20 protein-coding genes are annotated in these 25,061 nt (G+C 56.4%); 14 read left to right on the plus strand and 6 right to left on the minus strand.

Features of this window, described 5'->3' with window-relative positions; all coding sequences use genetic code 11:
* Positions 1-93: 93 nt before the first annotated feature.
* Complete coding sequence (rtcR, locus tag FHC48_RS14380) at positions 94-1,668, minus strand: RNA repair transcriptional activator RtcR (protein ID WP_032664693.1); 1,575 nt, start codon at positions 1,666-1,668, stop codon at positions 94-96.
* 441 nt (positions 1,669-2,109) lie between these two features.
* Here rtcR and FHC48_RS14385 point away from each other — a divergent pair, with 441 nt between their 5' ends.
* Genes FHC48_RS14385 through FHC48_RS14395 form a run of 3 tightly spaced genes read left to right on the plus strand, consistent with a single transcriptional unit; the run spans position 2,110 to position 5,261 of the window.
* On the plus strand, positions 2,110-3,237 hold the full coding sequence (locus FHC48_RS14385) for a slipin family protein (protein WP_059363956.1): 1,128 nt from the start codon (positions 2,110-2,112) through the stop codon (positions 3,235-3,237).
* 4 nt (positions 3,238-3,241) lie between these two features.
* The gene (locus FHC48_RS14390; RefSeq protein WP_032664694.1) at positions 3,242-4,468 is read left to right on the plus strand and encodes an RtcB family protein; all 1,227 of its coding nucleotides are present in this window, start codon (positions 3,242-3,244) and stop codon (positions 4,466-4,468) included.
* Between the two features lie 4 nt (positions 4,469-4,472).
* Entirely contained in the window at positions 4,473-5,261 is a 789-nt protein-coding gene (locus tag FHC48_RS14395; protein ID WP_023293546.1) for a nucleotidyltransferase domain-containing protein, read from the plus strand.
* A gap of 41 nt (positions 5,262-5,302) precedes the next feature.
* Here FHC48_RS14395 and lysC read toward each other — a convergent pair whose 3' ends face one another.
* Positions 5,303-6,652, minus strand: a complete 1,350-nt coding sequence (lysC, locus tag FHC48_RS14400; protein ID WP_008503421.1) for a lysine-sensitive aspartokinase 3 — start codon at positions 6,650-6,652, stop codon at positions 5,303-5,305.
* Positions 6,653-7,026: 374 nt separating this feature from the next.
* On the opposite strand from lysC, the gene pgi reads away from it, so the two are divergent.
* The 6 genes from pgi (at position 7,027) to psiE (ending at position 13,391) form a co-directional block, all read left to right on the plus strand.
* Positions 7,027-8,676, plus strand: coding sequence for a glucose-6-phosphate isomerase (gene pgi, locus FHC48_RS14405; protein WP_008503422.1), 1,650 nt, complete (start codon positions 7,027-7,029; stop codon positions 8,674-8,676).
* Positions 8,677-9,043: 367 nt separating this feature from the next.
* Positions 9,044-9,286, plus strand: a complete 243-nt coding sequence (gene yjbE / locus FHC48_RS14410; RefSeq protein WP_008503423.1) for an exopolysaccharide production protein YjbE — start codon at positions 9,044-9,046, stop codon at positions 9,284-9,286.
* Between the two features lie 63 nt (positions 9,287-9,349).
* Positions 9,350-9,988 (plus strand): YjbF family lipoprotein, encoded by a 639-nt coding sequence (locus FHC48_RS14415; RefSeq protein ID WP_008503424.1) that lies wholly within the window; start codon positions 9,350-9,352, stop codon positions 9,986-9,988.
* Positions 9,985-10,722: a capsule biosynthesis GfcC D2 domain-containing protein gene (locus FHC48_RS14420; protein WP_072253886.1), complete on the plus strand. Its 738-nt coding sequence runs from the start codon at positions 9,985-9,987 to the stop codon at positions 10,720-10,722. The genes FHC48_RS14415 and FHC48_RS14420 overlap by 4 nt, the downstream gene beginning before the upstream one ends.
* Positions 10,722-12,818, plus strand: coding sequence for a YjbH domain-containing protein (locus FHC48_RS14425; RefSeq protein ID WP_023345255.1), 2,097 nt, complete (start codon positions 10,722-10,724; stop codon positions 12,816-12,818). The genes FHC48_RS14420 and FHC48_RS14425 overlap by 1 nt, the downstream gene beginning before the upstream one ends.
* A gap of 162 nt (positions 12,819-12,980) precedes the next feature.
* Complete coding sequence (gene psiE, locus FHC48_RS14430; RefSeq protein WP_021242727.1) at positions 12,981-13,391, plus strand: phosphate-starvation-inducible protein PsiE; 411 nt, start codon at positions 12,981-12,983, stop codon at positions 13,389-13,391.
* A gap of 97 nt (positions 13,392-13,488) precedes the next feature.
* On the opposite strand, the gene malG is transcribed toward psiE, so the two are convergent.
* The 3 genes from malG to malE form a co-directional block, all read right to left on the minus strand.
* Positions 13,489-14,379 carry a maltose ABC transporter permease MalG gene (gene malG / locus FHC48_RS14435; RefSeq protein WP_008500077.1) on the minus strand — a complete coding sequence of 297 codons (891 nt, stop codon included), beginning with the start codon at positions 14,377-14,379 and terminating at the stop codon, positions 13,489-13,491.
* Between the two features lie 14 nt (positions 14,380-14,393).
* A complete protein-coding gene (malF, locus tag FHC48_RS14440) occupies positions 14,394-15,938 on the minus strand; it encodes a maltose ABC transporter permease MalF (RefSeq protein ID WP_021242728.1) in 1,545 nt (514 codons plus the stop codon).
* Positions 15,939-16,059: 121 nt separating this feature from the next.
* Positions 16,060-17,250, minus strand: a complete 1,191-nt coding sequence (gene malE / locus FHC48_RS14445) for a maltose/maltodextrin ABC transporter substrate-binding protein MalE (RefSeq protein WP_008500079.1) — start codon at positions 17,248-17,250, stop codon at positions 16,060-16,062.
* A 370-nt stretch (positions 17,251-17,620) separates the two neighbouring features.
* Between malE and malK the strand changes: the two genes are divergently transcribed.
* The 5 genes from malK (at position 17,621) to ubiA (ending at position 22,753) form a co-directional block, all read left to right on the plus strand.
* Positions 17,621-18,730 carry a maltose/maltodextrin ABC transporter ATP-binding protein MalK gene (malK, locus tag FHC48_RS14450; protein WP_008500080.1) on the plus strand — a complete coding sequence of 370 codons (1,110 nt, stop codon included), beginning with the start codon at positions 17,621-17,623 and terminating at the stop codon, positions 18,728-18,730.
* Between the two features lie 71 nt (positions 18,731-18,801).
* Positions 18,802-20,127, plus strand: coding sequence for a maltoporin (locus FHC48_RS14455; RefSeq protein WP_008500081.1), 1,326 nt, complete (start codon positions 18,802-18,804; stop codon positions 20,125-20,127).
* A 112-nt stretch (positions 20,128-20,239) separates the two neighbouring features.
* Positions 20,240-21,193: a maltose operon protein MalM gene (gene malM / locus FHC48_RS14460; protein ID WP_008500082.1), complete on the plus strand. Its 954-nt coding sequence runs from the start codon at positions 20,240-20,242 to the stop codon at positions 21,191-21,193.
* Between the two features lie 180 nt (positions 21,194-21,373).
* Positions 21,374-21,871, plus strand: coding sequence for a chorismate lyase (ubiC, locus tag FHC48_RS14465; protein WP_021242729.1), 498 nt, complete (start codon positions 21,374-21,376; stop codon positions 21,869-21,871).
* Between the two features lie 12 nt (positions 21,872-21,883).
* Entirely contained in the window at positions 21,884-22,753 is an 870-nt protein-coding gene (ubiA, locus tag FHC48_RS14470; protein WP_059363960.1) for a 4-hydroxybenzoate octaprenyltransferase, read from the plus strand.
* Positions 22,754-22,842: 89 nt separating this feature from the next.
* Here the strand turns inward: ubiA and zntA are convergent, their stop codons facing one another.
* Positions 22,843-25,014, minus strand: coding sequence for a Zn(II)/Cd(II)/Pb(II) translocating P-type ATPase ZntA (zntA, locus tag FHC48_RS14475; RefSeq protein ID WP_119312275.1), 2,172 nt, complete (start codon positions 25,012-25,014; stop codon positions 22,843-22,845).
* Between the last annotated feature and the right edge of the window lie 47 nt (positions 25,015-25,061).

Consider the following 25,061-nt stretch of genomic DNA (forward strand, 5'->3'; position numbering starts at 1 on the left):
GCGATGAATGTTGCGTGTGTTTGTTATAAAAAGCCGGGATCGAGCCCGGCTATAGTTATTGTTTATCGCGTAAGGAAGTAATATTCAAATGAATTATGACCGGATGCTTTCCCAGCTCAGACTAAAGCGAGCCAGATATTTGCGCAGTCGGTCGGCGTCGTTAGGATTGGCTTTTTTGAGCCGTGAAACGGCAAACAGCTCACGTCCGGCTTCAGACAACGATGCGCTGCGGCGACAAACCTCCAGCACCGTTTCCAGTTGCCGCTGGTCAAAGAGGTCAATCTCCATGTCAGTTGCAGGCTGTGGCACGTCAGTTTGCCAGTCGGTCTGAAGCCGGGAAATCTCCTCCAGCACCAGATCCTGAGTAATACGCCCTCGTTCCGCCAGCGTCGCCATGCGTGCGACGCTGGCGCTCAGTTCGCGAAAGTTGCCCCGCCACAGCGCTCTGCTGGAACAGGCAAAGGCCAGATAGCCTTCGCGTGCCTCTTTATCGAAGCGGATTTGCGTCTGGCTTTCGCGAGAGAAACGTTGAAGTTCGTAGTCAACATTCGGCGTGATGTCTTCTTTCCGTTGGGCAAGGCCGGGTAAGGCAAAGCTCCACATATTAATACGGGCATAGAGATCTTCACGAAAACGTCCTTCTGCCACCCACTGGCGCATATCACGGTGGGTTCCGGCGATAAGTTGAAAATCGCTGTGAACTTCTTTATCGGAGCCAAACGGGAAAAAAGTTTTCTCTTCAATGGCTTTGAGCAGCATCGCCTGTTCATCCAGGCCTAGTTCGGCAATCTCGTCGAGGAAAAGGACGCCGCCATCGGCTTCACGCAGCAGGCCGCTGCGCGCCGACAGTGCGCCGGTAAAGGCCCCTTTCACATGGCCGAACAGCGTGGACATGGCGTTATCACCGCGCAGGGTCGCGCAGTTGACGGAAACCAGCTTGCCGGAAACCTGATGGCGTGACTGCTTAAGCTGATAAATGCGGTTCGCGAGGAACGACTTGCCCGCGCCGGTGGGGCCGGTCAGCAGGATCGGGGCTGTTGAACGTAGCGCCACGCGTTCAATCTTGTCGATAAGACTGTTAAAGGTGGCATTTCGCGTCTCAATGCCCGCTTTCAGAAATGAGATTGACTGCTGCTGCTCGCGCTGAAAACGGTTGGTAAGGGTCGTGTAGCGGCTTAAATCCAGGTCGATAATTGAGTAAGTTCCGGCTGCAGTCTCCTCAGCAGAGGCTTCTTTTCTGGCAGGGCCAGTCTGCAAAAGGCTGGCGGGAAGATAGCGGGCTTCCGTCAGCAGGAACCAGCAGATCTGCGCCACATGCGTGCCGGTGGTGATGTGGACGAAATACTCTTCGCGATCGGTATCAAAAGTGTACTGGGTGGCGAAATCGAGAAACGCGGCATAAACCTCTTCGAAATCCCACGGGTCTTCAATGGTTACCGTGCTGGGACGCACCTCGGTGTGGGGGGAAACCAGCACAATATCTTCCGCCAGTTGCTGAGCCATGCCGAGATCTCGCGGTTGATGTAGCAGCTCCAGCCTGTCGACCGGGAAATCCGGCTGTTGGCACAGCCCGACGGTCGGTCGCCATTTGCGAAAGCGATTAGCCCGCTTTCCCCGTTTATCCATCACGGTGCCAAGCACCCCGATCACCACCTTCCGCTTCTTCATATTTATCCAGAAAGATAATTGTCGATATAGCAGGATAAGAAATGTTGAGCCGAACGGCAATGCATGAAAAGCGTGATAAATAAAAATCATTAATTATCAATAAAATAAAAAAATAAAACGGCGATTTTTGTTTTTGGCACGCTTCTGGCAATACAGATAACGTCACGACGTTGAGCACACTGGGGGTTAAGGCCCCGTCGGCGCACCAGGAACGGCAAGGCTGTTTTCCGGGGGCGTTCCGTCAACCAATGACAGACAGAAGGGTTCGATTCCCGATTCATTCTCCCAATGAAAACTGGTTGTAAACATCAAAGTAAAAACGGGGATTGCGCAGTCAGCAATCCCAATGAAGGTCGCCGGTAATGGCGCCGGATCGCAGGCGAAAAGGCATTCCCCTGTGATTTCGTGCCTGCACCCGCGCCTGACTTTAAGGAATATAAAATGGCTAAAAAAATCACGATAAAAAAAGGTCAGTTAGGACTGGTAGCAAAAGCTGGCGATTATTACCGGGTACTGGAGGCGGGTGAACACCGTCTGGGTTGGTTCAATACTGACGACGTGCTGGTGGTGAGCCAGGATGGCAGCGAGGTGCCGGATGCGCTGGCGGATTATCTGCGCCGCTTTCAGCCTGACTGGGTGGTACGTTACTGCCTGGCGGTCGACCTTACTGCGGATGAAATCGGGGTGTTATCGAACAACGGCGTATTGCAGGAAATTGTGCCGCCTTCGACTCGTCGTCTGTACTGGCAGCAGGATGCGGCGTTGACCCTGCAAAGAATTGATACCCGCGACGTGCGGGTACCGGTGGACGTGATGAATGCTGCTCTGCAACCGCGTCGCAATGGCGCGCTAAAGGGGCGCGACGCGATGCTGGTCGTACAGGTACCTGCCTGGCACGTCGGGGTGGTGAAAATCGACGGAGAAATTCAGGCACTGTTACCGCCGGGACTGACGGCCTACTGGAAAATTAACCATCTGGTTGAGGCAGAGGTCGTGGATACGCGCCTTCAGGTGGTGGAAGTGAGCGGGCAGGAGATCCTGACGAAGGACAAAGTTAACCTGCGCCTGAACCTGGCGGCTAACTGGCGCTACAGCGACGTGCTGCAGGCCTGCGGACAGCTTACGAAACCGCTGGAACATTTGTACCGCGAACTCCAGTTCGCACTGCGTGAGGCGGTCGGCACCCGCACGCTCGATGAGTTACTGGAAGATAAGCAGATCATTGATGAGGTGGTCAGCAAACAGGTGCAAGGCCGCCTGTCATCCCTTGGAATGGAAATTGCGTCGCTTGGGGTAAAAGATATTGTTTTACCTGGTGATATGAAAACGATTTTATCCCGTCTGGTAGAGGCCGAAAAATCGGCCCAGGCGAATGTTATTCGCCGACGTGAAGAAACGGCGGCGACACGATCGCTGTTAAACACCGCAAAGGTGATGGAGAACAACCCGGTGGCGCTGCGTTTAAAAGAGCTGGAAACCCTGGAAAGGGTCGCGGAGCGTATCGACAAAATTTCAGTATTTGGTGGCCTGGACCAGGTATTACACGGCCTTGTTAACCTGAAAGGATAACGCAATGCAACAGAATGATTTTGAATTACTGACGGCGTCAAACGGTGCCCCGATCAAAATGTGGACTCACGGCGTTCCCGTGGAGCCAGAGGCACAGGCGCAGTTACTGAATACTGCAAAGATGCCGTTTATTTTCAAACACCTTGCGGTGATGCCCGACGTTCATCTCGGTAAAGGCTCAACCATCGGCAGCGTGATTCCGACCAAAGGGGCAATTATTCCTGCGGCGGTTGGCGTGGATATTGGCTGCGGGATGATTGCCGTTCGCACGTCGCTGGTGGCCGGTGATTTGCCGGATAATCTCAGCGGTTTACGTAGCGCCATTGAACAGGCAGTACCGCATGGGAGAACCAATACCCGTTCTCGACGGGATAAAGGCGCGTGGGAAACGCCACCGAAAGAAGTGGACGATCGCTGGTGGGTGCTGGCCCCACGTTTTAAACAACTCACGGATAAATACCCGCAGTTGCTGAAAACCAACAACTACCAGCATCTGGGCACGCTGGGTACCGGAAACCACTTTATTGAAATTTGCCTCGATGAGCAGCAGCGCGTCTGGGTGATGTTGCACAGCGGCTCGCGCGGCGTAGGAAACGCCATCGGTAATGTGTTTATCGCCCTGGCACAGCAGGATATGCAGCATCACCTGGGACATCTGCCGGATAAAAATCTGGCCTATTTTCAGGAGGGGAGTCGTCACTATGAGGACTACATCGAGGCGGTGGAGTGGGCGCAGGATTTTGCCCGCCACAATCGGGAAGTGATGATGTCGCGCGTGCTGGCGGCGCTCTCTCGCGAAGTGACAAAGCCCTTTATTACGCAGCAGGAGGCGGTTAACTGCCATCACAACTATGTGCAGAAAGAACATCACTTTGGGGAAGAGGTACTGATCACGCGCAAAGGTGCGGTGTCGGCGCAGAAAGGGCAGATGGGGATTATTCCGGGCTCAATGGGCGCAAAGAGCTTCATCGTGCGTGGCCTCGGCAACGAGCAAAGCTTCTGTTCCTGCAGCCACGGCGCCGGGCGAGTGATGAGCCGAACGGCGGCAAAAAAACGCTATACCCTTAGCGACCATATTCAGGCGACCTCTCACGTAGAGTGTCGCAAAGACAATGAGGTGATCGATGAAACGCCGATGGCCTATAAAGACATTGATGCCGTGATGGCCGCGCAATCGTCGCTGGTGGAGATCGTTCACATCCTGCGTCAGGTAGTGTGTGTAAAAGGATAAAAAAATGAGCAACAACGATGTTGATAGCGCGATGCGCGCACGTGTCTGCGCGCAACTTCGCGCTATAGAGCAGCGCTATAACGTGCGCGTGCTCTACGCCTGTGAATCGGGCAGCCGGGGATGGGGTTTTGCCTCACCGGATAGCGATTATGATGTGCGGTTTTTGTACGTTCACCGCCCAGAATGGTATTTGCGCGTCGAAGCCCAGCGGGATGTGATCGAGCTGCCGATAGATGATGAACTGGACGTTTGTGGCTGGGAATGGCGCAAGGCACTGGGCCTGCTGAAGGGGGCAAACCCGACGCTTATCGAGTGGCTGGATTCCCCTGTTGTTTATCAGGAGGATGAGACGGTAGTGGCCGAGTTGCGCGCGCTAATACCTGCGTGGTTTTCGCCATTGCGCGCCCGCTGGCATTACTACTCGATGGCCCGAAAAAACTTCCGTGGATATTTACAGGGGGAAACGGTTCGGCTGAAAAAGTACTTTTATGTTCTACGACCTTTGCTGGCGGCGCGGTGGGTAGAAGCGGGGAAAGGCGTTCCACCGATGCGTTTTGACGAACTGCTTGCCGGGAGCGAACTGTGTGCGCCGTTACGTGCGGAAATCGATGCATTACTGGAAATAAAACAGCGCGCAGGTGAAGCGGAATATGGTCCTAAACGGCCCTTACTCCACGCTTTTTTGCAAAGTGAGCTGGTGAGAGGAGAAGTGCCGCCGGTACTACCCGACAGCAGAGAAGGAAATTTAAAAGATCTGGATTCGCTGCTGATGAGAACAGTAATGAAGAGCTAAAGAATGGCCCGGTAGTGAAAACGCCCGGGCCATTCTTGCGCTTATTCAAACAAATTCTGATGAAGTTTCTGCACCACCTGCTCGGCCTGATCGGCTGGCACCAGGAAGCAGAGGTTATAGCTGGACGCACCGTAGCAAATCATGCGGATGTTGAACGGGTCGAGCACGCCAAACACCTCTTTGCCCACGCCGCAGGCGCGCGACAGCTTGTTGCCGATGATGGCAACCAGCGCCAGGTCTTCTTCGACTTCCACGCGGCACAGCTCGGACAGCTCAATCAGCAGCGACTGCGTCAGCAGGGTGTCACCGGTTGATGTGGAGCCGGTGGTGTCCAGCGTCAGCGCAATGCTCACTTCAGAGGTGGTGATCAGATCCACGGAGATGTTGTGGCGTGCCAGAATACCAAACACTTCCGCCAGGAAACCGCGGGAGTGCAGCATATTGTGGCTGTGGAGCGTCACCAGCGTCTGGCGACGGCGCAGGGCCAGGGCGCGGAACAGCGGCGGGTTTTCCGTTTTCTTGCAGACCAGCGTGCCGCCCGCTTTTGGATCTTTACTCGAGCCGACGAAGACCGGGATATCGCTGCGTACGGCAGGCAGCAGCGTGGCCGGGTGCAGCACTTTCGCGCCGAAGGTGGCCATTTCCGCCGCTTCTTCAAACGCGATCACATCAATACGTTTCGCCGCGGAAACAACGCGCGGGTCGGTGGTGTAAATGCCCGGAACGTCAGTCCAGATATCGACGCGCGTAGCATGCAGGGCCTCGCCCAGCAGCGCGGCGGTATAGTCGCTGCCGCCACGGCCAAGCGTGGTGGTGCGGCCCTTTGCTTCGCTGCCGATAAAGCCCTGAGTGATCACGATGCCGTCTGCCAGGCGCGGGGCCAGCTGCTGATTGGTCAGCTCCGCCAGCGCTTCAACGTCCGGCTCGGCGCGGCCAAAGCGGTCGCTGGTACGCATGATTTTGCGTACGTCAAACCACTGCGCCTGGACGTTACGCTCGCGCATGATTTCCACAAACAGCAGGGTGGACATCAGCTCACCGTGGCTGACCAGCTCATCGGTCAGGGCGGTGGAGGTGGCCAGCGAGGCGGCTTCTGCCAGCGTGGTGATGTTTTCCAGCAGGCGTTCCACTTCCTCGCGGATGACGTTCGGGTTCTGCAGACGCTCAAGGATGTCGAACTGAATTTTGCGCAGTGCATCCAGCTTTACGAAACGTTCTGTCGCTTCCAGTCCTTCAGACAGAGAAACCAGCAGGTTCGTCACGCCGGCAGATGCAGACAGCACCACCAGGCGGGTATTCGGATCGGCCAGCACCACATCGGCGCTGCGGTTCATGGCATCGTAATCGGCCACACTGGTGCCGCCAAATTTGGCGACCACAAAACTCGTCATAACAACCTCGTGTCAGGGAATGAATAAGCGACCATGGCACAAGAATGAAACGAAAACAGGTGCAGGCGCAAAATACGGCTCTATAAATAAAATGTGGGGGAGGTCCTGTCAATGCTGGGATTATGCGGATTTTTTATGGGGGGGTACCCCTGAGAAACAGGACTTATAACAGGGCCAGATTTTATGCTTCGTTTTAGGGCATTTTGACCGACATTTCTCCGCTCCAGGAGGGCGCTTCAGCAGCTATACTTTTCGGGTCTTTTCACCTGTGTTTGATGCAGGCCAGGGCAATGGCATAAAAACCATCACAATTTTTATTTGCAGGCGCTACAATCGACCGCAGTCACAATTCTCAAATCAGAAGAGTATTGCTAATGAAAAACATCAACCCAACGCAGACCGCTGCCTGGCAGGCACTCCAGAAACATTTTGATGAAATGAAAGATGTCACCATCGCGGACCTGTTCGCGAAAGATGCCGATCGTTTCAGCAAGTTCTCCGCGACCTTCGACGACCTGATGCTGGTGGATTTCTCTAAAAACCGCATTACCGAAGAGACGCTGGCAAAACTGCAGGATCTGGCGAAAGAGACCGAGCTGGCGGACGCCATCAAATCCATGTTCTCCGGTGAGAAGATCAACCGCACCGAAGACCGTGCCGTGCTGCACGTAGCCCTGCGTAACCGTAGCAATACCCCAATCATCGTTGACGGCAAAGACGTCATGCCGGAAGTGAACGCGGTGCTGGAAAAGATGAAAACCTTCTCCGAAGCGATTATCTCCGGAAGCTGGAAAGGCTACACCGGCAAAGCGATCACCGACGTGGTTAACATCGGTATCGGCGGCTCTGACCTCGGCCCGTTCATGGTGACCGAAGCGCTGCGCCCGTACAAAAACCACCTCAATATGCACTTTGTGTCTAACGTCGATGGTACCCACATCGCCGAAGTGCTGAAGAACGTGAACCCGGAAACCACCCTGTTCCTGGTTGCGTCGAAAACCTTTACCACTCAGGAAACCATGACCAACGCCCACAGCGCGCGCGACTGGTTCCTGAAAACCGCGGGCGACAACAAGCACGTGGCGAAACACTTCGCTGCGCTGTCCACCAACGGTAAAGCCGTCAGCGAGTTCGGTATCGACACCGCGAACATGTTCGAATTCTGGGACTGGGTCGGTGGCCGCTACTCTCTGTGGTCTGCAATCGGTCTGTCTATCATCCTGTCCGTGGGCTTCGACAACTTCGTTGAGCTGCTCTCCGGCGCGCACGCGATGGACAAACACTTCTCCACCACCGCACCTGAGAAAAACCTGCCGGTGCTGCTGGCGCTGATCGGTATCTGGTACAACAACTTCTTTGGCGCTGAAACCGAAGCGATCCTGCCGTATGACCAGTACATGCACCGCTTTGCGGCTTACTTCCAGCAGGGCAACATGGAATCCAACGGTAAATACGTGGACCGTAACGGCAACGCGGTGGATTACCAGACTGGCCCAATCATCTGGGGCGAGCCGGGCACTAACGGTCAGCACGCGTTCTATCAGCTGATTCACCAGGGCACCAAAATGGTACCGTGCGATTTCATCGCCCCGGCTATCACCCATAATCCGCTGTCCGACCACCATCCGAAGCTGCTGTCCAACTTCTTCGCCCAGACCGAAGCGCTGGCGTTCGGTAAATCCCGCGAGGTGGTTGAGCAGGAATACCGCGACCAGGGTAAAGATCCGGCAACGCTGGAGCACGTGGTGCCGTTCAAAGTGTTCGAAGGCAACCGTCCAACCAACTCCATCCTGCTGCGCGAAATCACGCCGTTCAGCCTTGGCGCGCTGATTGCCCTGTACGAGCACAAAATCTTCACGCAGGGCGCGATCCTGAACATCTTCACCTTTGACCAGTGGGGCGTTGAGCTGGGTAAACAGCTGGCAAACCGTATTCTGCCAGAGCTGGGTGACGATAACGCGATTACCAGCCATGACAGCTCGACCAATGGGTTGATCAACCGTTATAAAGCATGGCGTGCGTAATTAAAACGCCATGAAAACGTGCCGGCTTAATGCCGGCATTTTTTTATCAGATAATTCCTGATGTCTGTTAGTTAACGCAAATTCTGGTTCTGAGTTTAATCTGAAAAAGACGTTTAACCCGTTAATTGCTGCGGTTTATTTTAAGAAAATACGCAGAAGGAACTTAATATATAAATATTATAAGTTATTGTTTTATAGTTATTTAATATTTTCCCTCTTTGTCTTTCATTTCGATTTTATCCATTAGTCTGAAAACCCACCCTCTATTTCCCCTTACGGCAAACCCACGGCATGAGTTGTGTATACTCGATTCCGCCTGAAATTCTTTTCGGGCAAATCTCCATTCATTCATTGAAGGGAAATTGTTATGAAGAAAGTACTGTATGGCATTTTTGCCATATCTGCGCTTGCGGCGACATCTGTTTATGCAGCTCCGGTTCAGGTCGGGGAAGCGGCAGGGTCGGCTGCGACGTCTGCGTCTGCGGGGAGTTCTACCGCAGCCAGCGCCAGCACCGTAAGTTCAGCCGTGGGTGTCGCGCTGGCGGCAACCGGTGGCGGTGATGGCTCCAACACCGGAACCACGACCACCACGACAACCAGCACCCAGTAATAGCGGGTGTTTTAATCATAACCACACTTCGGTGTGGTTATTTCGCCCCTTCGGAGAAGAGTCGTGAAGCGACCAGCAATCATTCTGATTTGCCTGCTGCTGCAGGCATGCTCGGCCACCACTAAAGGGCTGGGAAACTCACTGTGGGAAAGCCTGTTCGGCACACCGGGCGTGCATCTGACCGATGACGAGCTTCAGAACATGCCTTATGCCAGTCAGTACATGCAGCTTAACGATGGCCCGCAACTGTTTGTGGTGCTCGCTTTCGATGAAAACGGGCAGCAGAAATGGGTGACGCAGGATCAAGCCACCATCGTGACGCAGCATGGTCGTATCGTGAAAACCCTGTTGGGCGGCGATAACCTGCTGGAGGTGAATAATCTCGCTGACGATCCGCTGATCAAGCCGAACCAGATCGCCGACGGCGCAGGCTGGACGCGCACGATGGGCTGGACCGAACACAAGCAGGTGCGTTACGCCACGGCACGCTCGACCTTCCGCTGGGACGGCACCGACAGCGTGAAGGTCGGCAGCGACGAAACGCAGGTTCGCGTGCTGGATGAAGAGGTCACCACCGACCAGGCCACCTGGCACAACCGCTTCTGGATCGACGAGGAAGGGCAGATCCGCCAGTCCTTACAGTATCTCGGTGCCGGATTCTTCCCGGTCAAAACCACCCTGATCAAGGCGGCGAAATCATGAAAACGCTCATCCACGCTGCGCTTATCGCCAGTTTTGCCGCGCCGCTGGCATGGTCCGCGGGAACGGTAAAGGTCTACACGCCGGACATTGAAAAACCTAAAACCTTAACCCACGCCGAACGTCTGCTCGATCTCGTCGGACAGCCAAGGCTTGCCAACAGCTGGTGGCCAGGCGCGGTCATCGCTGAACGGCAGAAGACCGTGGAAGCGGAACAGCAGCACAAGGCGCTTCTTGCCAGGCTAACGGGACTCGCGGAACAGGAAGACGGCGACGACGCGGCGGCCATTAACAGCGTCCGTCAGCAGCTGCAGGCGCTGAAGGTGACGGGCCGACAGAATGTGAATCTTGACCCGGATGACGTGCGCGTCACGGAAAACGGCAACCCGACCCTGGAAGGGGACTATACGCTCTGGCTTCCGGCGAAGCCGACGACGGTAACCGTGATGGGGCTGATCGGCAGCCCGGGTAACAAGCCCTTTACTCCCGGCCGCGACGTGGCGAGCTACCTCGACGAGCAGAGTCTGCTGAGCGGCGCGGATAACAGCTACGCCTGGGTGGTTTACCCTGACGGCCACACGCAAAAAGCCCCCGTTGCTTACTGGAATAAACGACATATCGAACCCATGCCGGGCAGCATTATTTTTGTCGGTTTTGCCGACCATTTCTGGACGAAGGCGTATGACGGGCTTAACGCCGATATCCTTCACTCCCTGATTCAGCGGATACCGGAATAATGAAAAGAACCTATCTCTACAGCATGCTGGCGCTCTGCGTGAGTGCCGCCTGCCATGCAGAAACGTATCCGGCACCCATTGGCCCGTCTCAGTCAGACTTCGGCGGCGTCGGTTTACTGCAAACGCCCACCGCGCGTATGGCGCGCGAAGGGGAAATTAGCCTTAACTACCGTGATAACGACCAGTATCGTTACTACTCGGCGTCGGTGCAGCTGTTCCCGTGGCTTGAAACCACGCTGCGCTATACCGACGTCCGTACGAAACAATACAGCAGCGTCGAGGCGTTCTCAGGCGATCAGACCTACAAAGATAAAGCCTTCGACGTCAAGCTGCGCCTGTGGGAAGAGAGCTACTGGATGCCGCAGGTCTCCGTGGGCGCCAAAGATATTGGCGGTACCGGCCTGTTTGATGCGGAATACATCGTGGCCAGCAAGGCCTGGGGGCCGTTCGACTTCTCGCTCGGTCTGGGATGGGGCTATCTCGGCACCAGCGGCAACGTGAAAAACCCGTTTTGCTCCTACAGCGATAAATACTGCTACCGCGATAACAGCTATCAGAAAGCGGGCTCCATCAACGGCGACCAGATGTTCCACGGCCCGGCCTCGCTGTTTGGCGGCGTGGAGTATCAGACGCCCTGGCAGCCATTGCGCCTGAAGCTGGAGTACGAGGGGAATGACTACTCGCAGGACTTCGCCGGGAAGATTGAGCAGAAGAGCAAGTTTAACGTCGGCGCCATTTATCGCGTCACCGATTGGGCCGACGTTAACCTCAGCTACGAGCGCGGCAATACGGTGATGTTTGGCTTTACGCTGCGCACCAACTTCAACGACATGCGGCCGCACTACAACGACAACGCGCGGCCTGCATACCAGCCGGAGCCGCAGGATGCGATTCTGCAGCACTCCGTGGTGGCAAACCAGCTGACGCTGCTGAAATACAATGCCGGCCTGGCGGATCCAAAAATTCAGGTGAAAGGCGATACGCTGTACGTCACCGGCGAGCAGGTGAAATACCGCGACTCGCGTGAAGGGATCGAGCGCGCCAACCGGATCATCATGAACGATCTCCCGGACGGGATCCGTACGATCCGCGTGACGGAGAACCGTCTCAACCTGCCGCAGGTGACGACGGAAACGGACGTTGCCAGCCTGAAGCGCCATCTGGAAGGCGAACCGCTCGGACATGAAACCGAGCTGGTGCAAAAGCGCGTTGAGCCGATCGTGCCGGAGACCACCGAGCAGGGCTGGTATATCGACAAGTCGCGCTTCGATTTCCATATCGATCCGGTGTTGAACCAGTCCGTCGGCGGGCCGGAAAACTTCTACATGTATCAGCTGGGCGTCATGGCGACGGCGGATCTGTGGCTCACCGACCACCTGCTGACCACCGGCAGCCTGTTCGGCAACATCGCCAACAACTACGACAAGTTTAACTACACCAACCCGCCAAAAGACTCGACGCTGCCGCGCGTGCGTACCCGCGTGCGTGAGTACGTGCAGAACGATGCCTACGTGAATAACCTGCAGGCCAACTACTTCCAGTACTTCGGCAACGGCTTCTACGGGCAGGTGTACGGCGGGTATCTGGAAACCATGTACGGCGGCGCGGGGGCAGAAGTGCTTTATCGTCCTGTCGACAGCAACTGGGCGTTCGGGATTGATGCCAACTACGTCAAACAGCGTGACTGGCGCAGCGCCCAGGACATGATGAAGTTCACCGACTACAGCGTTAAAACCGGTCACCTGACCGCCTACTGGACGCCGTCGTTCGCGCCTGACGTGCTGGTGAAAGCCAGCGTCGGCCAGTACCTGGCGGGCGATAAGGGCGGCACGCTGGATATCTCCAAACACTTCGACAGCGGCGTCGTGGTGGGCGGCTACGCCACCATTACCAACGTCTCGCCGGACGAATATGGGGAAGGGGACTTCACCAAAGGGGTTTACGTGTCGATTCCGCTGGATCTGTTCTCATCCGGTCCAACCCGTAGCCGCGCGGCCATCGGCTGGACGCCGCTGACGCGTGACGGCGGTCAGCAGCTTGGACGTAAGTTCCAGCTGTACGACATGACCAGCGATAAGAACATTAACTTCCGCTGATGCTTCACGCCGGGCGGCACTGCGTTTGCCCGGCCTACGGTTTTTGTAGGCCCGGTAAGCGCAGCGCCACCGGGCGAATGCGCCAAACATAAACAAAAAATATAGATCCCCGTCACATTTTTGCGTTATACAGAAACCTCGCCCTGGAGAATGAGGTGCTGTATGACATCCCTGACTCGCCCGCGCGTTGAGTTTATCTCAACTGTCCTCCAGACCGTGCTGAACCTCGGTCTGCTGAGCCTTGGCCTGATCCTGGTCGTCTTTTTGGGTAAGGAGACGGTGCATCTGGCGGATGTGCTGTTCGCCCCTGAACAAACCAGCAAATATGCGCTGGTGGAAGGCCTGGTGGTCTACTTTCTCTACTTTGAATTTATCGCCCTGATTGTGAAGTATTTTCAGTCCGGCTTTCACTTCCCGCTGCGTTATTTTGTCTACATTGGGATCACCGCGATTGTGCGGCTGATCATCGTCGATCATAAATCCCCGCTCGATGTGCTGATCTACTCGGCGGCGATCCTGCTGCTGGTGATCACCCTCTGGCTGTGTAACTCGAAGCGGCTGAAACGCGAATAAAAAAATGGCGGCCCGGAGGCCGCCTAACAACAGTCACAAGTTGGGTCAATACAATACGTCTAAAGTTGAGGGTTGCAGTGGCATAACAAAATGAAACTTAACCTTTCACACCGCCCGCCGTCAGGCCGTTCACCAGCCAGCGCTGCGCCAGCAGGAACACCACGGTAATCGGGATGGCAGAGAGTACGGCCGCCGCGGCAAAGTCGCCCCACAGGTAGTTTTGCGGGTTGAGGTATTGCTGCATACCTACGGCCAGGGTGTAGCTGTTCACATCACGCAGTAACAGTGAGGCAACCGGTACTTCGGTGATCGCAGCGATAAACGACAGGATAAACACTACCGCCAGAATCGGCACCGACAGCGGCAGCAGCACCAGGCGGAACGCCTGCCACGGGGTAGCCCCATCCAGCGCGGCCGCTTCTTCCAGCGAGCCGTCGATGGTTTCGAAATAGCCCTTAATGGTCCACACATGCAGTGCGATACCGCCAAGGTAGGCGAAGATCACGCCGCCATGCGTGTTCAGACCGATAAACGGAATGTACTGGCCCAGGCGGTCAAACAGGGCATACAGCGCCACCAGCGACAGCACCGCCGGGAACATCTGGAAAATCAGCATCCCTTTCAGCAGCGTCGCTTTGCCCGGGAAACGCATGCGGGCAAAGGCGTAAGCGCAGGTGGTGGACAGCGCCACGATACCAATAGCGGTAATACCTGCGATTTTCACCGAGTTCCACAGCCACAGCAGCACCGGGAACGGCGGCGGCGTGACGCGGCCATCCGCGTGTTCCACGCTGAAGCCCAGCGCGAGCTTCCAGTGCTCCCAGGAGATTTCGTCCGGGATCAGGCTCCCGGTGGCGAAGTTACCCGAACGCAGGGAGATGGCGATAACCATCAGCAGCGGGAACATGATCGCCGCGATAAAAATCAGCAGGCCCAGGTGCGTCGCGAGGAGGCGCAGTTTCTGAGATTTGGGTTGTACCATAGCCATGTTCAGTGCCCTCCTTAGTCAAATTTCATACGTGTGGCTTTCAGGTTCACAATCGCCAGGGCGCCCACCAGCAGGAAGATCAGGGTGGCAATCGCTGCCGCCAGACCGAAGTCCTGACCGCCGCCGCCTTCGAAGGCGATACGGTAGGTGTAGCTCACGAGCAGATCGGTATAGCCTGCCGGCGTGGTGGTGCCAAGACGGTCCGGACCGCCGTTGGTCAACAGCTGAATCAGCACGAAGTTGTTAAAGTTAAAGGCGAAGCTGGCAATCATCAGCGGGGTGAGCGGCTTGATGAGCAGCGGCAGCGTAATCTTAAAGAAGTTCTGGAACGGACCCGCGCCGTCCATCGCCGAAGCTTCGTACAGGTCATCCGGGATGGCCTTCAGCAGCCCCATGCACAGGATCATCATGTACGGATAACCGAGCCAGGTGTTCACGATGATGATCATCGAGCGGGCGGTGGTCGGGTCGCTGAACCAGGCCGGTTTGATGCCGAACAGCGCGCTCAGCATCATGTTGATTTCACCGAAGCTCTGGTTAAACAGCCCTTTGAAAATCAGAATCGAGATAAATGACGGTACGGCATACGGCAGAATCAGCAGCACGCGGTAAATCGCTTTGCCCTTCAGGGATTCCCACTGGACCAGACAGGCCAGCACCATACCCACGGCCACGGTGAGGATCACGGTCAGTACGGAGAAAACCACCGTCCAGACGAAGATGGCGAAGAACGGTTTCTGAATGCCTTCGTCGGTAAACACGCGGGTAAAGTTGTCCCAGCCGATGGTGACGGTGTAGCCCGGGCTGAGCTTGTCATCACCCCATTTGCCGTCGGCAGTAATGGACTGATAGAAACCAATGTCGTTATTCGGACGGTACTTCACGCCGCTCTGGTTGTTGGTCAGCGTGCCGTCATCCGCCAGGGTATAGAGCGGTTGGGTGCCGGAGAACTGGCGCAGCGAGCTCATGATCACTTTGCTGTCGTCTGGCAGCACGGCGGTGAGCTGGGTCAGCGCCTGACGGTTTTGGGTGATGACGCGCAGGTTGGCACGTTCACCTTCCGGCAGGGCCTGGGCCTCTTTTAAGGCCAGCTTCTGCTCGCCGCCAAATTTGAAGGCGTCAGAGACATAGTATTTCCCGCTTGCTTCGTCAGTAAGCGCTAACTTCCATTCGTTGCCTGCAGGATACAGGCCGAAGTTAAAGGTCTTGCCTGCCTGGTATGAGCGGTCCAGCAGGACCTGCTGCGCGCGTTCCTGCGCAAGCTGGTTGGTGCTGCTGTAGTTGGTAAACGCAATGGCGACGGTACAAATCAACGGGAACAGGACAAACAGCCCCATCCCGGCCACGCCCGGGTAGACATAGCGCCAGGCATAGGCTTTACGGTTGGCGAAAATATACAGGCCAGCAGAGCTCAAAATCAGCGTCATGATGGCGAACAGATATTCCCCTTGTACGTACATTAAAACAACAAGGTAACCCACCAGCAGACACAGCAGACCGATCGCTGACCATTTCAGCGCGTCGCTTTGCCACCAGCGTTTCTTTTTAATGACATCCATGGGGTTCTTCCTCTACAACGGTGGAATCTTATCGTCAGGTGGCGCTGCGCTTACCTGACCTACGGATCGTGCCGTAGTCGTAGGGCGGGTAAGCGCACGCGCTACCCGCCGTTTTTCAGACTTACTTAGTAATACGACCCTGAGCATCTTTCAGCGCGGCATCGACAGTCTGACGACCGCTTGCAGCGTTGATAACCGCGGTACGGGTGGCGTACCAGAATGCGGCCATCTGTGGGATGTTCGGCATGATTTCGCCTTTCTGGGCGTTATCCATGGTGGCCGCGATACGTGGGTCTTTCGCCAGCTGATCCTGGAAGGATTTCAGCGCAACGGCACCCAGCGGTTTGTCCTTGTTCACTTCATCCAGACCCTGATCGGTCAGCAGGTAGTTTTCCAGGAACTCTTTCGCCAGCTCTTTGTTCGGGCTGGCGGCGTTGATGCCTGCGCTCAGCACGCCAACGAACGGTTTAGACGGCTTGCCTTTGAAGGTTGGCAGCAGCGTCACGCCGTAATTGACTTTGCTCTTGTCGATGTTGGTCCAGGCCCACGGACCGTTGATGGTCATCGCGGTTTCGCCTTTGTTGAACGCCGCTTCCGCGATGGAGTAATCGGTATCCGCGTTCATGTGTTTGTTCTTGATCAGGTCGACCAGGAAGGTCAGGCCCGCTTTCGCGCCCGCGCTGTCGACGCCCACGTCTTTCACGTCGTATTTGCCGTTTTCAAACTTGAACGCGTAACCGCCGTCGGCAGCAATCAGCGGCCAGGTGAAGTACGGCTCTTGCAGGTTGAACATCAGGGCGGATTTACCTTTCGCCTTCAGCTCTTTATCCAGTTTCGGGATCTCTTCCCAGGTTTTCGGTGGGTTAGGGACCAGGTCTTTGTTGTAAATCAGAGACAGGGCTTCAACCGCGACAGGGTAAGCGATCAGCTTGCCGTTATAGCGAACGGCGTCCCAGGTGAACGGGAACAGTTTGTCCTGGAAAGCTTTGTCCGGGGTGACTTCAGCCAGCAGGCCAGACTGTGCGTAACCGCCAAAACGGTCATGCGCCCAGAAGATGATGTCCGGGCCGTCGCCGGTTGCCGCAACCTGCGGGAATTTCTCTTCCAGTTTGTCCGGGTGCTCTACGGTCACTTTGATGCCGGTGTCTTTCTCGAATTTTTTGCCCACTTCGGCCAGGCCGTTATAGCCCTTGTCGCCGTTAATCCAGATAACCAGCTTGCCTTCTTCAATTTTGGCGAGCGCCGGTGCGGAAATCATCATTGCTGCAAGGGCGGACAATGCGAAAACGCGTGCGCCAGTCTTGATATTCATATCTGCCATCCTTTTTGGTGATGTCTCGTGGTATGACTTCAGTGGTTCAACGTGACTCAGTCTCCTTATTTGACATCCTCTTTCCATCCTCCCAACCCCTACGCCCCACCCCCCGTTTGTGTGATCTCTGTTGCATAAATTTAAGTTATGAGTGCTGGCGCACATAAAAACGCACTGAATTTTGCAGGCGGCTTCACGAATTTTGCCTCAGCCCGCCCACGCCGGTCGCAGAGCCTGCTCTCTCATCCTCCCGCCTCCTCCCCCATAAAAAAGCCGGGGGGTGGAGGATTCGTGAAAGTAATGGATCCCCCATAGTCACCTTATCTTGAATGTTTCTGTCGGTGACAGGTTGTAACGAAGGGAGAAGGGCATGGCGAGCGTACAGCTGCGTAATGTAACGAAAGCCTGGGGTGACGTTGTGGTGTCGAAAGACATCAATCTGGACATCCACGAAGGTGAATTCGTGGTATTTGTCGGCCCATCAGGCTGCGGTAAATCAACCCTGCTGCGTATGATTGCCGGTCTTGAAACCATCACCAGCGGCGACCTGCTGATCGGTGATACCCGAATGAATGACATCCCGCCTGCCGAACGTGGCGTAGGCATGGTGTTCCAGTCTTATGCACTCTATCCCCATCTTTCCGTCGCCGAGAACATGTCCTTTGGTTTGAAGCTGGCCGGCGCGAAGAAAGAGGTGATTAACCAGCGCGTGACGCAGGTGGCGGAAGTACTACAGCTGGCGCACCTGCTGGAGCGTAAACCGAAAGCGCTTTCCGGCGGTCAGCGTCAGCGTGTGGCGATTGGCCGTACCCTGGTCGCCGAGCCGCGCGTCTTCCTGCTCGACGAACCGCTTTCCAACCTGGATGCCGCCCTGCGCGTCCAGATGCGTATCGAAATCTCCCGTCTGCACAAGCGTCTTGGCCGCACGATGATTTACGTCACCCACGATCAGGTCGAAGCGATGACCCTCGCCGACAAAATCGTGGTGCTGGATGCCGGTCGCGTGGCGCAGGTGGGCAAACCGCTGGAGCTGTATCACTACCCGGCAGACCGCTTTGTTGCGGGCTTCATTGGCTCGCCAAAGATGAACTTCCTGCCCGTCAAAGTGACCGCGACAGCCATTGAACAGGTACAGGTGGAGCTGCCAAACCGCCAGCAGGTCTGGCTGCCGGTCGACAGCGCCAACGTACAGGTGGGGGCAAATATGTCCCTCGGTATTCGTCCTGAGCATTTACTGCCGAGCCACATTGCCGATGTGACGCTGGAAGGTGAGGTTCAGGTCGTCGAACAGCTTGGTCACGAAACACAGATTCATATCCAGATCCCCGCCATCCGTCAGAACCTGGTCTACCGCCAGAATGACGTGGTGTTGGTAGAAGAGGGTGCCACATTCGCTATCGGCTTGCCGCCAGAGCGCTGCCATCTGTTCCGTGAGGATGGCACCGCATGTCGTCGGTTGCACAAAGAGCCAGGCGTTTAAGCAATCCCAAAAGAAGACACGAAACCGACAGGTGAAGTGTTCAAAGAAAAGCAATGATCTCAGGAGATAGAATGATGATTACTCTGCGCAAACTTCCTCTGGCAGTTGCCGTCGCAGCGGGCGTAATGTCTGCTCAGGCACTGGCCGTGGATTTCCATGGTTATGCTCGTTCCGGTATCGGCTGGACGGGTAGTGGCGGCGAACAGCAGTGCTTCCAGGCAACCGGTGCCCAAAGTAAATACCGTCTGGGTAACGAATGTGAAACCTATGCGGAACTGAAGCTGGGCCAGGAAGTGTGGAAAGAAGGCGACAAGAGCTTCTACTTCGACACCAACGTAGCGTACTCCGTGGCGCAACAGAACGACTGGGAAGCTACCGACCCGGCGTTCCGTGAAGCCAACGTGCAGGGTAAAAACCTGATTGAGTGGCTGCCAGGTTCCACCATCTGGGCCGGTAAGCGCTTCTATCAGCGTCATGACGTTCACATGATCGACTTCTACTACTGGGATATTTCAGGTCCTGGTGCCGGTATCGAAAACGTCGATCTGGGCTTCGGTAAACTGTCTCTGGCAGCGACCCGTTCTCAGGAAGCAGGCGGCTCATACATCTTCACCAGCAACGATATCTATCATGACTTCAAAGACACCGCTAACGACGTCTTCGATGTGCGCTTGGCGCAGATGGAAATCAACCCGGGCGGCACGCTGGAGTTGGGTGTTGACTATGGCCGAGCTAACAAAACTGACGGTTACAGCTTCGCTGACGGCGCATCTAAAGATGGCTGGATGTTCACCGCTGAACATACCCAGAGCATGCTGAAAGGCTACAACAAGTTTGTTGTCCAGTACGCTACCGATGCAATGACCACTCAGGGCAAAGGTATTCCGCAGGGTTCCTTCACCGGCAACAACTATGACAAAGACGCTGAAATTGGTGTTGTAAATAACAAGATTAACAACAACGGTTCCCTGGTTCGTATTCTCGACCACGGTGCGATCTCTCTGGGTGACAGCTGGGATCTGATGTACGTCGGTATGTATCAGGATATCGATCGTGACGACAACAACGGTACGACCTGGTACACCGTGGGTGTGCGCCCAATGTATAAATGGACGCCAATCATGAGCACCTTGCTTGAAGTTGGCTACGACAACGTTAAGTCGCAGAAAACTGACGATACCAACAACCAGTACAAAATTACCCTTGCACAGCAATGGCAGGCCGGTAACAGCATCTGGTCCCGTCCAGCGATCCGTGTCTTCGCAACTTACGCGAAGTGGGATGAGAAATGGGGTTATGACAACGGCATTGCAAAAAGCGATACCAAAGCCACAACCTACAGCCGTGGTGACAACGATGAGTGGTCCTTCGGCGCCCAGATGGAAATCTGGTGGTAATCCCGTCTTAATCTGACGTAATGACCAAACTGAGGGGCGCAAGCCCCTCAATCCTTGGGACGGCGCGCTATTGCCTGGCTACCGCTGACCTGTGCATTTTGAGGTGATAACAATGAAAATGAACAAAACTCTCCTTGCCCTTTGTTTATCCGCAGGGTTGCTGGCGAGCGCGCCTGCTGTAACGCTCGCTAATGTGAATTTCGTTCCGCAAAACACAACATCCGCGCCGGCCATTCCGGCAGCTGCGTTGCAACAGCTGGTCTGGACGCCTGTCGATCAATCTAAAGCCCAAACGACCCAGCTCTCGACGGGGGGGCAACCGCTTAATGTTCCGGGTATTAGTGGTCCAGTGGTCGCGTACAGCGTGCCCGCTAACATTGGCGAACTGACGTTAACGCTCTCCAGTGAAGTCAATAAACAGACCAGCGTCTTTGCGCCGAACGTGCTGATTCTTGACCAGAACATGACGCCTTCTGCGTTCTTCCCGAGCGAATATTTTACCTATCAGGAACCGGGTGTCATGAGCGCCGATCGCCTGGAAGGGGTAATGCGCCTGACGCCTGCGCTGGGTCAGCAGAAAATTTATGTACTCGTCTTCACCACGGAAAAAGATTTGCAGCAAACCACCACGCTGCTTGATCCTGCGAAGGCCTATGCCAAAGGCGTAGGTAACGCCGCACCGGATATCCCGGATCCGATCGCCCGCCACACCACTGACGGCCTTGTGAAGCTGAAAGTGTCGACCAGCAGTGCGTCCAGCGTCCTGGTCGGCCCGCTGTTTGGCTCCTCCGGTACCGGCCCTGTCACCGTGGGCAACACCGCTGCGCCTGCCTATACTGCGCCCGCTGCCACGGCAGCCGCACCGGTAGCGACCGCAGCGCCGGCCCCGGCGAAGAAAGCGGAGCCGGTGCTTAACGACACCGAAGAATACTTCAACAATGCCATCAAGCAGGCGGTGAAGCGCGGCGATGTCGATAAAGCGCTGAAGCTGCTTGATGAAGCCGAACGTTTAGGTTCAACCACTGCCCGTTCCACCTTTATCAGCAGTGTAAAAGGCAAGGGGTAACCGTTTCCCCACAATGCTGATTTGTTAGTCGTTTGGTGCGCCTGAGTGGGCGCACTTTTTTTCGTCTCCGCCGGGCTGTTGCACTCTTGTTGCGATCGTGATCCTTAAATAACGTTTGGCCCCCCTCAATCCGCGTTTCTGCGATACAATGCCTGTACGTTATGTATCGGAGAGTCTGGCATGTCACACCCTGCGCTAACGCAACTGCGTGCGCTGCGCTATTTCGACCAAATACCTGCGCTTGATCCGCAGCAGCTGGACTGGCTGTTGCTGGAAGATTCCATGACAAAACGTTTTGAGCAGCAGGGAAAAACGGTCACGGTGACCCTGATTCAGGAAGGGTTTGTCTCCGGCGATGAGATCGCCAACGAGCTGCCGCTGCTGCCGCACGAGCCACGTTACTGGCTGCGTGAAATTTTACTCTGCGCTGACGGCGAGCCGTGGCTTGCCGGACGGACGGTGGTGCCCGAGTCCACTTTGTCCGGGCCCGAGCTGGCGCTGCAACGTCTGGGGAAAACGCCGCTGGGGCGTTACCTTTTCACCTCGTCTGAGCTTACCCGGGATTTTATTGAGATTGGTCGTGATGCTGAACTTTGGGGGCGTCGTTCCCGCCTTCGCCTGAGCGGTAAACCGTTAATTCTGACGGAGCTTTTTTTACCGGCATCACCGTTGTACTAAGAGGAAGAAAAAATGGAGTGGAGCCTGACGCAGAATAAGCTGTTGGCGTATCACCGCTTAATGCGTACCGATAAACCGATTGGCGCGTTACTGTTGCTGTGGCCGACCTTATGGGCGCTGTGGGTCGCCACGCCGGGCGTGCCGCCGCTGTGGATCCTCGGCGTGTTTGTTGCTGGCGTCTGGCTGATGCGCGCAGCGGGCTGCGTGGTCAATGATTATGCCGATCGTAAATTCGACGGCCATGTAAAGCGGACTGCCGGTCGTCCGTTACCCAGCGGACAGGTGACCGGGAAAGAAGCTCGCGTGCTGTTTGCTGTTCTGGTGCTGCTCTCTTTCCTGCTGGTGTTAACCCTGAACACCATGACCATACTGCTTTCCGTTGCGGCGCTGGCACTGGCCTGGGTTTATCCGTTTATGAAGCGCTATACCCACCTGCCTCAGGTGGTGCTGGGCGCAGCGTTTGGCTGGTCGATTCCAATGGCGTTTGCGGCAGTTAGTGAGTCCTTACCGCTCAGCTGCTGGCTGATGTTCCTGGCGAACATACTTTGGGCCGTGGCTTACGACACGCAATACGCGATGGTTGACCGCGACGATGACCTGAAAATTGGCATCAAATCCACCGCCATCCTCTTTGGCCGTCAGGACAAGCTGATTATCGGGATTCTGCAGGTCGCCGTGCTGGCGCTGATGGTGGCGATTGGCCGCCTGAACGGGCTGAACTGGGAGTTTTACTGGTCGGTGCTGGTGGCGGGGCTGCTGTTTGCGTACCAGCAAAAGCTGATTGCGAAGCGCGAACGCGACGCCTGCTTCAAGGCGTTTATGAACAATAACTACGTCGGTCTGGTGCTGTTTTTAGGCCTGGCGATGAGCTACTTCTTATAAAAAAAGCCGGGTGGCGGCTTCGCCTTACCCGGCCTACGTTTTAGCAGGATATGTAGGCCCGGTAAGCGTCAGCGCCACCGGGCGTTTTTTTACCGGCGACGCAGCAGCCGCAGCGCGTTCGCCGTCACCAGCACCGTCGCGCCGGTATCCGCCAGCACCGCCAGCCAAAGCCCGGTCATGCCGAGCAGGGTGGTCACCAGGAAAATCCCCTTCAGCCCCAGCGCGATGCCGATGTTCTGGCGGATGTTGGCACGCGTCGCCCGCGCAAGATCGATCATCTGCGCCAGTCCGGTCAGGCGGTTGTGGGTCAGCGCCGCGTCTGCCGTCTCTAGCGCCACGTCGGTGCCGCTGCCCATCGCAATGCCGATGGTGGACGCCTTCATCGCCGGGGCATCGTTAATCCCGTCTCCGACCATCGCCAGCGGGGCGTGCGCGTTCAGCTCCGTTACCGCGCTGACCTTATCCGCCGGCAGTAATCCGGCTTTAAACGCCAGCCCCAGCTCACCGGCAATCGCTGCCGCCGCGCGAGGGTTATCGCCGGTGAGAATCACGCCCTGCACGCCCAGCTGATGCAGCGCCGCCACGGCTTCTTTTGCGTCATCGCGCAGGGTGTCGCGCAGCGCCAGCATCCCTTTTGCGACGCCGTCCTGCATGACGGTCACGACAGTTTGTCCGGTCTGTTCTAACGCCTCCACCTCTGGATGAGAAGACTTGCCCGCCGCGACAATCAGTACCTTTTTACCGTCAACGGTGGCCTCAATCCCGGAGCCTACCAGCGCCCGCTGAGCGGTTGCCGGTGGGATATTCAGCCCGCGCGACTGCGCTTCTCGCACTATCGCCTGCGCCAGCGGGTGAGTGGATCCCTGCTCAACGGCGGCGGCCAGGGTCAGCAGTTCATCTTCACTGATGCCCTGCGAATACACACCGGTCACCTGCGGCTTGCCGATGGTTAACGTACCGGTTTTATCGAAGGCGATATGCTGAACCTGGCTCAGCTGCTCCAGCGCCGCGCCGCCCTTGATCAGCGCTCCGCGACGTGCCGCCGCCGCCAGCCCGGAGGTAATGGCCGCCGGGGTGGAAATCACCAGCGCGCACGGACAGCCGATCAGCAATAGCGTCAGCCCTTTATAAATCCACCCCTCCCACGGCGCGCCAAAGAACAGCGGTGGGACGACGGTGACCAGCAGGGCAACCAGCATAATGGCGGGCGTGTAGATGCGGCTGAAGCGGTCGATAAAGCGTTCGACCGGCGCGCGGCGCTCTTCGGCCTCTTCAATCAGCTTCAGGATGCGGTCGATGGCGCTGTCACCCGGCTCGGAAAGCACGGTGAGCTGCACCAGACGGTCGACGCTGGTGGCGCCAGCAGGCACTTTTTCACCTGCGGCACGTTCAACCGGAATGGACTCACCGGTCAGGGCACTTTCATCAAAGCTCGCGGTGGCGGTAAGCAGCGCGCCGTCGGCAGGCAGGCGTCCGCCTGCCGCGACTTCAATCACGTCGCCCGGACGCAGGGTCGTGATGGCGACCGTTTCACGCGTGCCGTTTACTACGCGCGTGGCGGTTTCCGGCTTCAGCGCTATTAGCGCGCTGACCCCTTTACGCGCCCGGCTCGCCGCCCAGCCCTCAAGACGTTCACCGATTAAGAACAGCAGCAATACCATCGCCGCTTCTGCCGTCGCGCCAATAAACAGCGCGCCGATGGCCGCCACGCTCATCAGCGTTTCAATGGCGAACCAGCTGCCGCTTTTCATCAGACGCAGCGCCTGGCGGGCAATCGGGAACAGCCCGACCAGCGTGGTGGCGATAAACGCCAGGTTGCCGAACGGATGGTTGATCTGTTCCAGCCCCCAGCTCAGGGCCATCATGAGGATCAGGGTAATGAGCGGCAGGTTTTCTTTCAGTGAAGAGGTTTTTTCCGCGGGCGCGGCTTCACTACGCAGGCTGTAACCCGCCTTGCTTACCGCGTCTTCAACCTGTTTGCTGACGTCGTTAACGGCGCTAACCAGCAGCTTTTCGGTGGCGAACAGCACCTGAACGTGGCTGACGCCCGGCACCTGTTTCACCGCATTTTCCACTTTGCGGGCGCAGGCGGCGCAGTCCATGCCGTTAACGACCCAGCTGTAGCGGTTGCCGCTTTCAGGAAGCGTTTGAGTTTGCGTTTCGCACGCGCCTTCGCAGCAGCAGTCGTCTTTCGACGGAACGGGACTGAGCTTAAGCGCCGAGAATTGAGGGACTTTTTTGGGTGTTTCTGGAGTCGACATGGCAGTCTCCGGCAATGATAATTTTCTCATTAACCGCAGCATACACT

The sequence above is a fragment of the Enterobacter sp. EC_50 genome (assembly GCF_019584525.1).
Classification (GTDB): Bacteria; Pseudomonadota; Gammaproteobacteria; order Enterobacterales; family Enterobacteriaceae; genus Enterobacter; species Enterobacter roggenkampii.

What these genes read in the sequence shown, in the direction of transcription:
- rtcR (WP_032664693.1), bottom strand. Translation starts at nt 1,668, where the DNA reads ATGAAGAAGCGGAAGGTGGTGATCGGGGTGCTTGGCACCGTGATGGAT.
- FHC48_RS14385 (WP_059363956.1), top strand. Translation starts at nt 2,110, where the DNA reads ATGGCTAAAAAAATCACGATAAAAAAAGGTCAGTTAGGACTGGTAGCA.
- FHC48_RS14390 (WP_032664694.1), top strand. Translation starts at nt 3,242, where the DNA reads ATGCAACAGAATGATTTTGAATTACTGACGGCGTCAAACGGTGCCCCG.
- FHC48_RS14395 (WP_023293546.1), top strand. Translation starts at nt 4,473, where the DNA reads ATGAGCAACAACGATGTTGATAGCGCGATGCGCGCACGTGTCTGCGCG.
- lysC (WP_008503421.1), bottom strand. Translation starts at nt 6,652, where the DNA reads ATGACGAGTTTTGTGGTCGCCAAATTTGGCGGCACCAGTGTGGCCGAT.
- pgi (WP_008503422.1), top strand. Translation starts at nt 7,027, where the DNA reads ATGAAAAACATCAACCCAACGCAGACCGCTGCCTGGCAGGCACTCCAG.
- yjbE (WP_008503423.1), top strand. Translation starts at nt 9,044, where the DNA reads ATGAAGAAAGTACTGTATGGCATTTTTGCCATATCTGCGCTTGCGGCG.
- FHC48_RS14420 (WP_072253886.1), top strand. Translation starts at nt 9,985, where the DNA reads ATGAAAACGCTCATCCACGCTGCGCTTATCGCCAGTTTTGCCGCGCCG.
- FHC48_RS14425 (WP_023345255.1), top strand. Translation starts at nt 10,722, where the DNA reads ATGAAAAGAACCTATCTCTACAGCATGCTGGCGCTCTGCGTGAGTGCC.
- psiE (WP_021242727.1), top strand. Translation starts at nt 12,981, where the DNA reads ATGACATCCCTGACTCGCCCGCGCGTTGAGTTTATCTCAACTGTCCTC.
- malG (WP_008500077.1), bottom strand. Translation starts at nt 14,379, where the DNA reads ATGGCTATGGTACAACCCAAATCTCAGAAACTGCGCCTCCTCGCGACG.
- malF (WP_021242728.1), bottom strand. Translation starts at nt 15,938, where the DNA reads ATGGATGTCATTAAAAAGAAACGCTGGTGGCAAAGCGACGCGCTGAAA.
- malE (WP_008500079.1), bottom strand. Translation starts at nt 17,250, where the DNA reads ATGAATATCAAGACTGGCGCACGCGTTTTCGCATTGTCCGCCCTTGCA.
- malK (WP_008500080.1), top strand. Translation starts at nt 17,621, where the DNA reads ATGGCGAGCGTACAGCTGCGTAATGTAACGAAAGCCTGGGGTGACGTT.
- FHC48_RS14455 (WP_008500081.1), top strand. Translation starts at nt 18,802, where the DNA reads ATGATGATTACTCTGCGCAAACTTCCTCTGGCAGTTGCCGTCGCAGCG.
- malM (WP_008500082.1), top strand. Translation starts at nt 20,240, where the DNA reads ATGAAAATGAACAAAACTCTCCTTGCCCTTTGTTTATCCGCAGGGTTG.
- ubiC (WP_021242729.1), top strand. Translation starts at nt 21,374, where the DNA reads ATGTCACACCCTGCGCTAACGCAACTGCGTGCGCTGCGCTATTTCGAC.
- ubiA (WP_059363960.1), top strand. Translation starts at nt 21,884, where the DNA reads ATGGAGTGGAGCCTGACGCAGAATAAGCTGTTGGCGTATCACCGCTTA.
- zntA (WP_119312275.1), bottom strand. Translation starts at nt 25,014, where the DNA reads ATGTCGACTCCAGAAACACCCAAAAAAGTCCCTCAATTCTCGGCGCTT.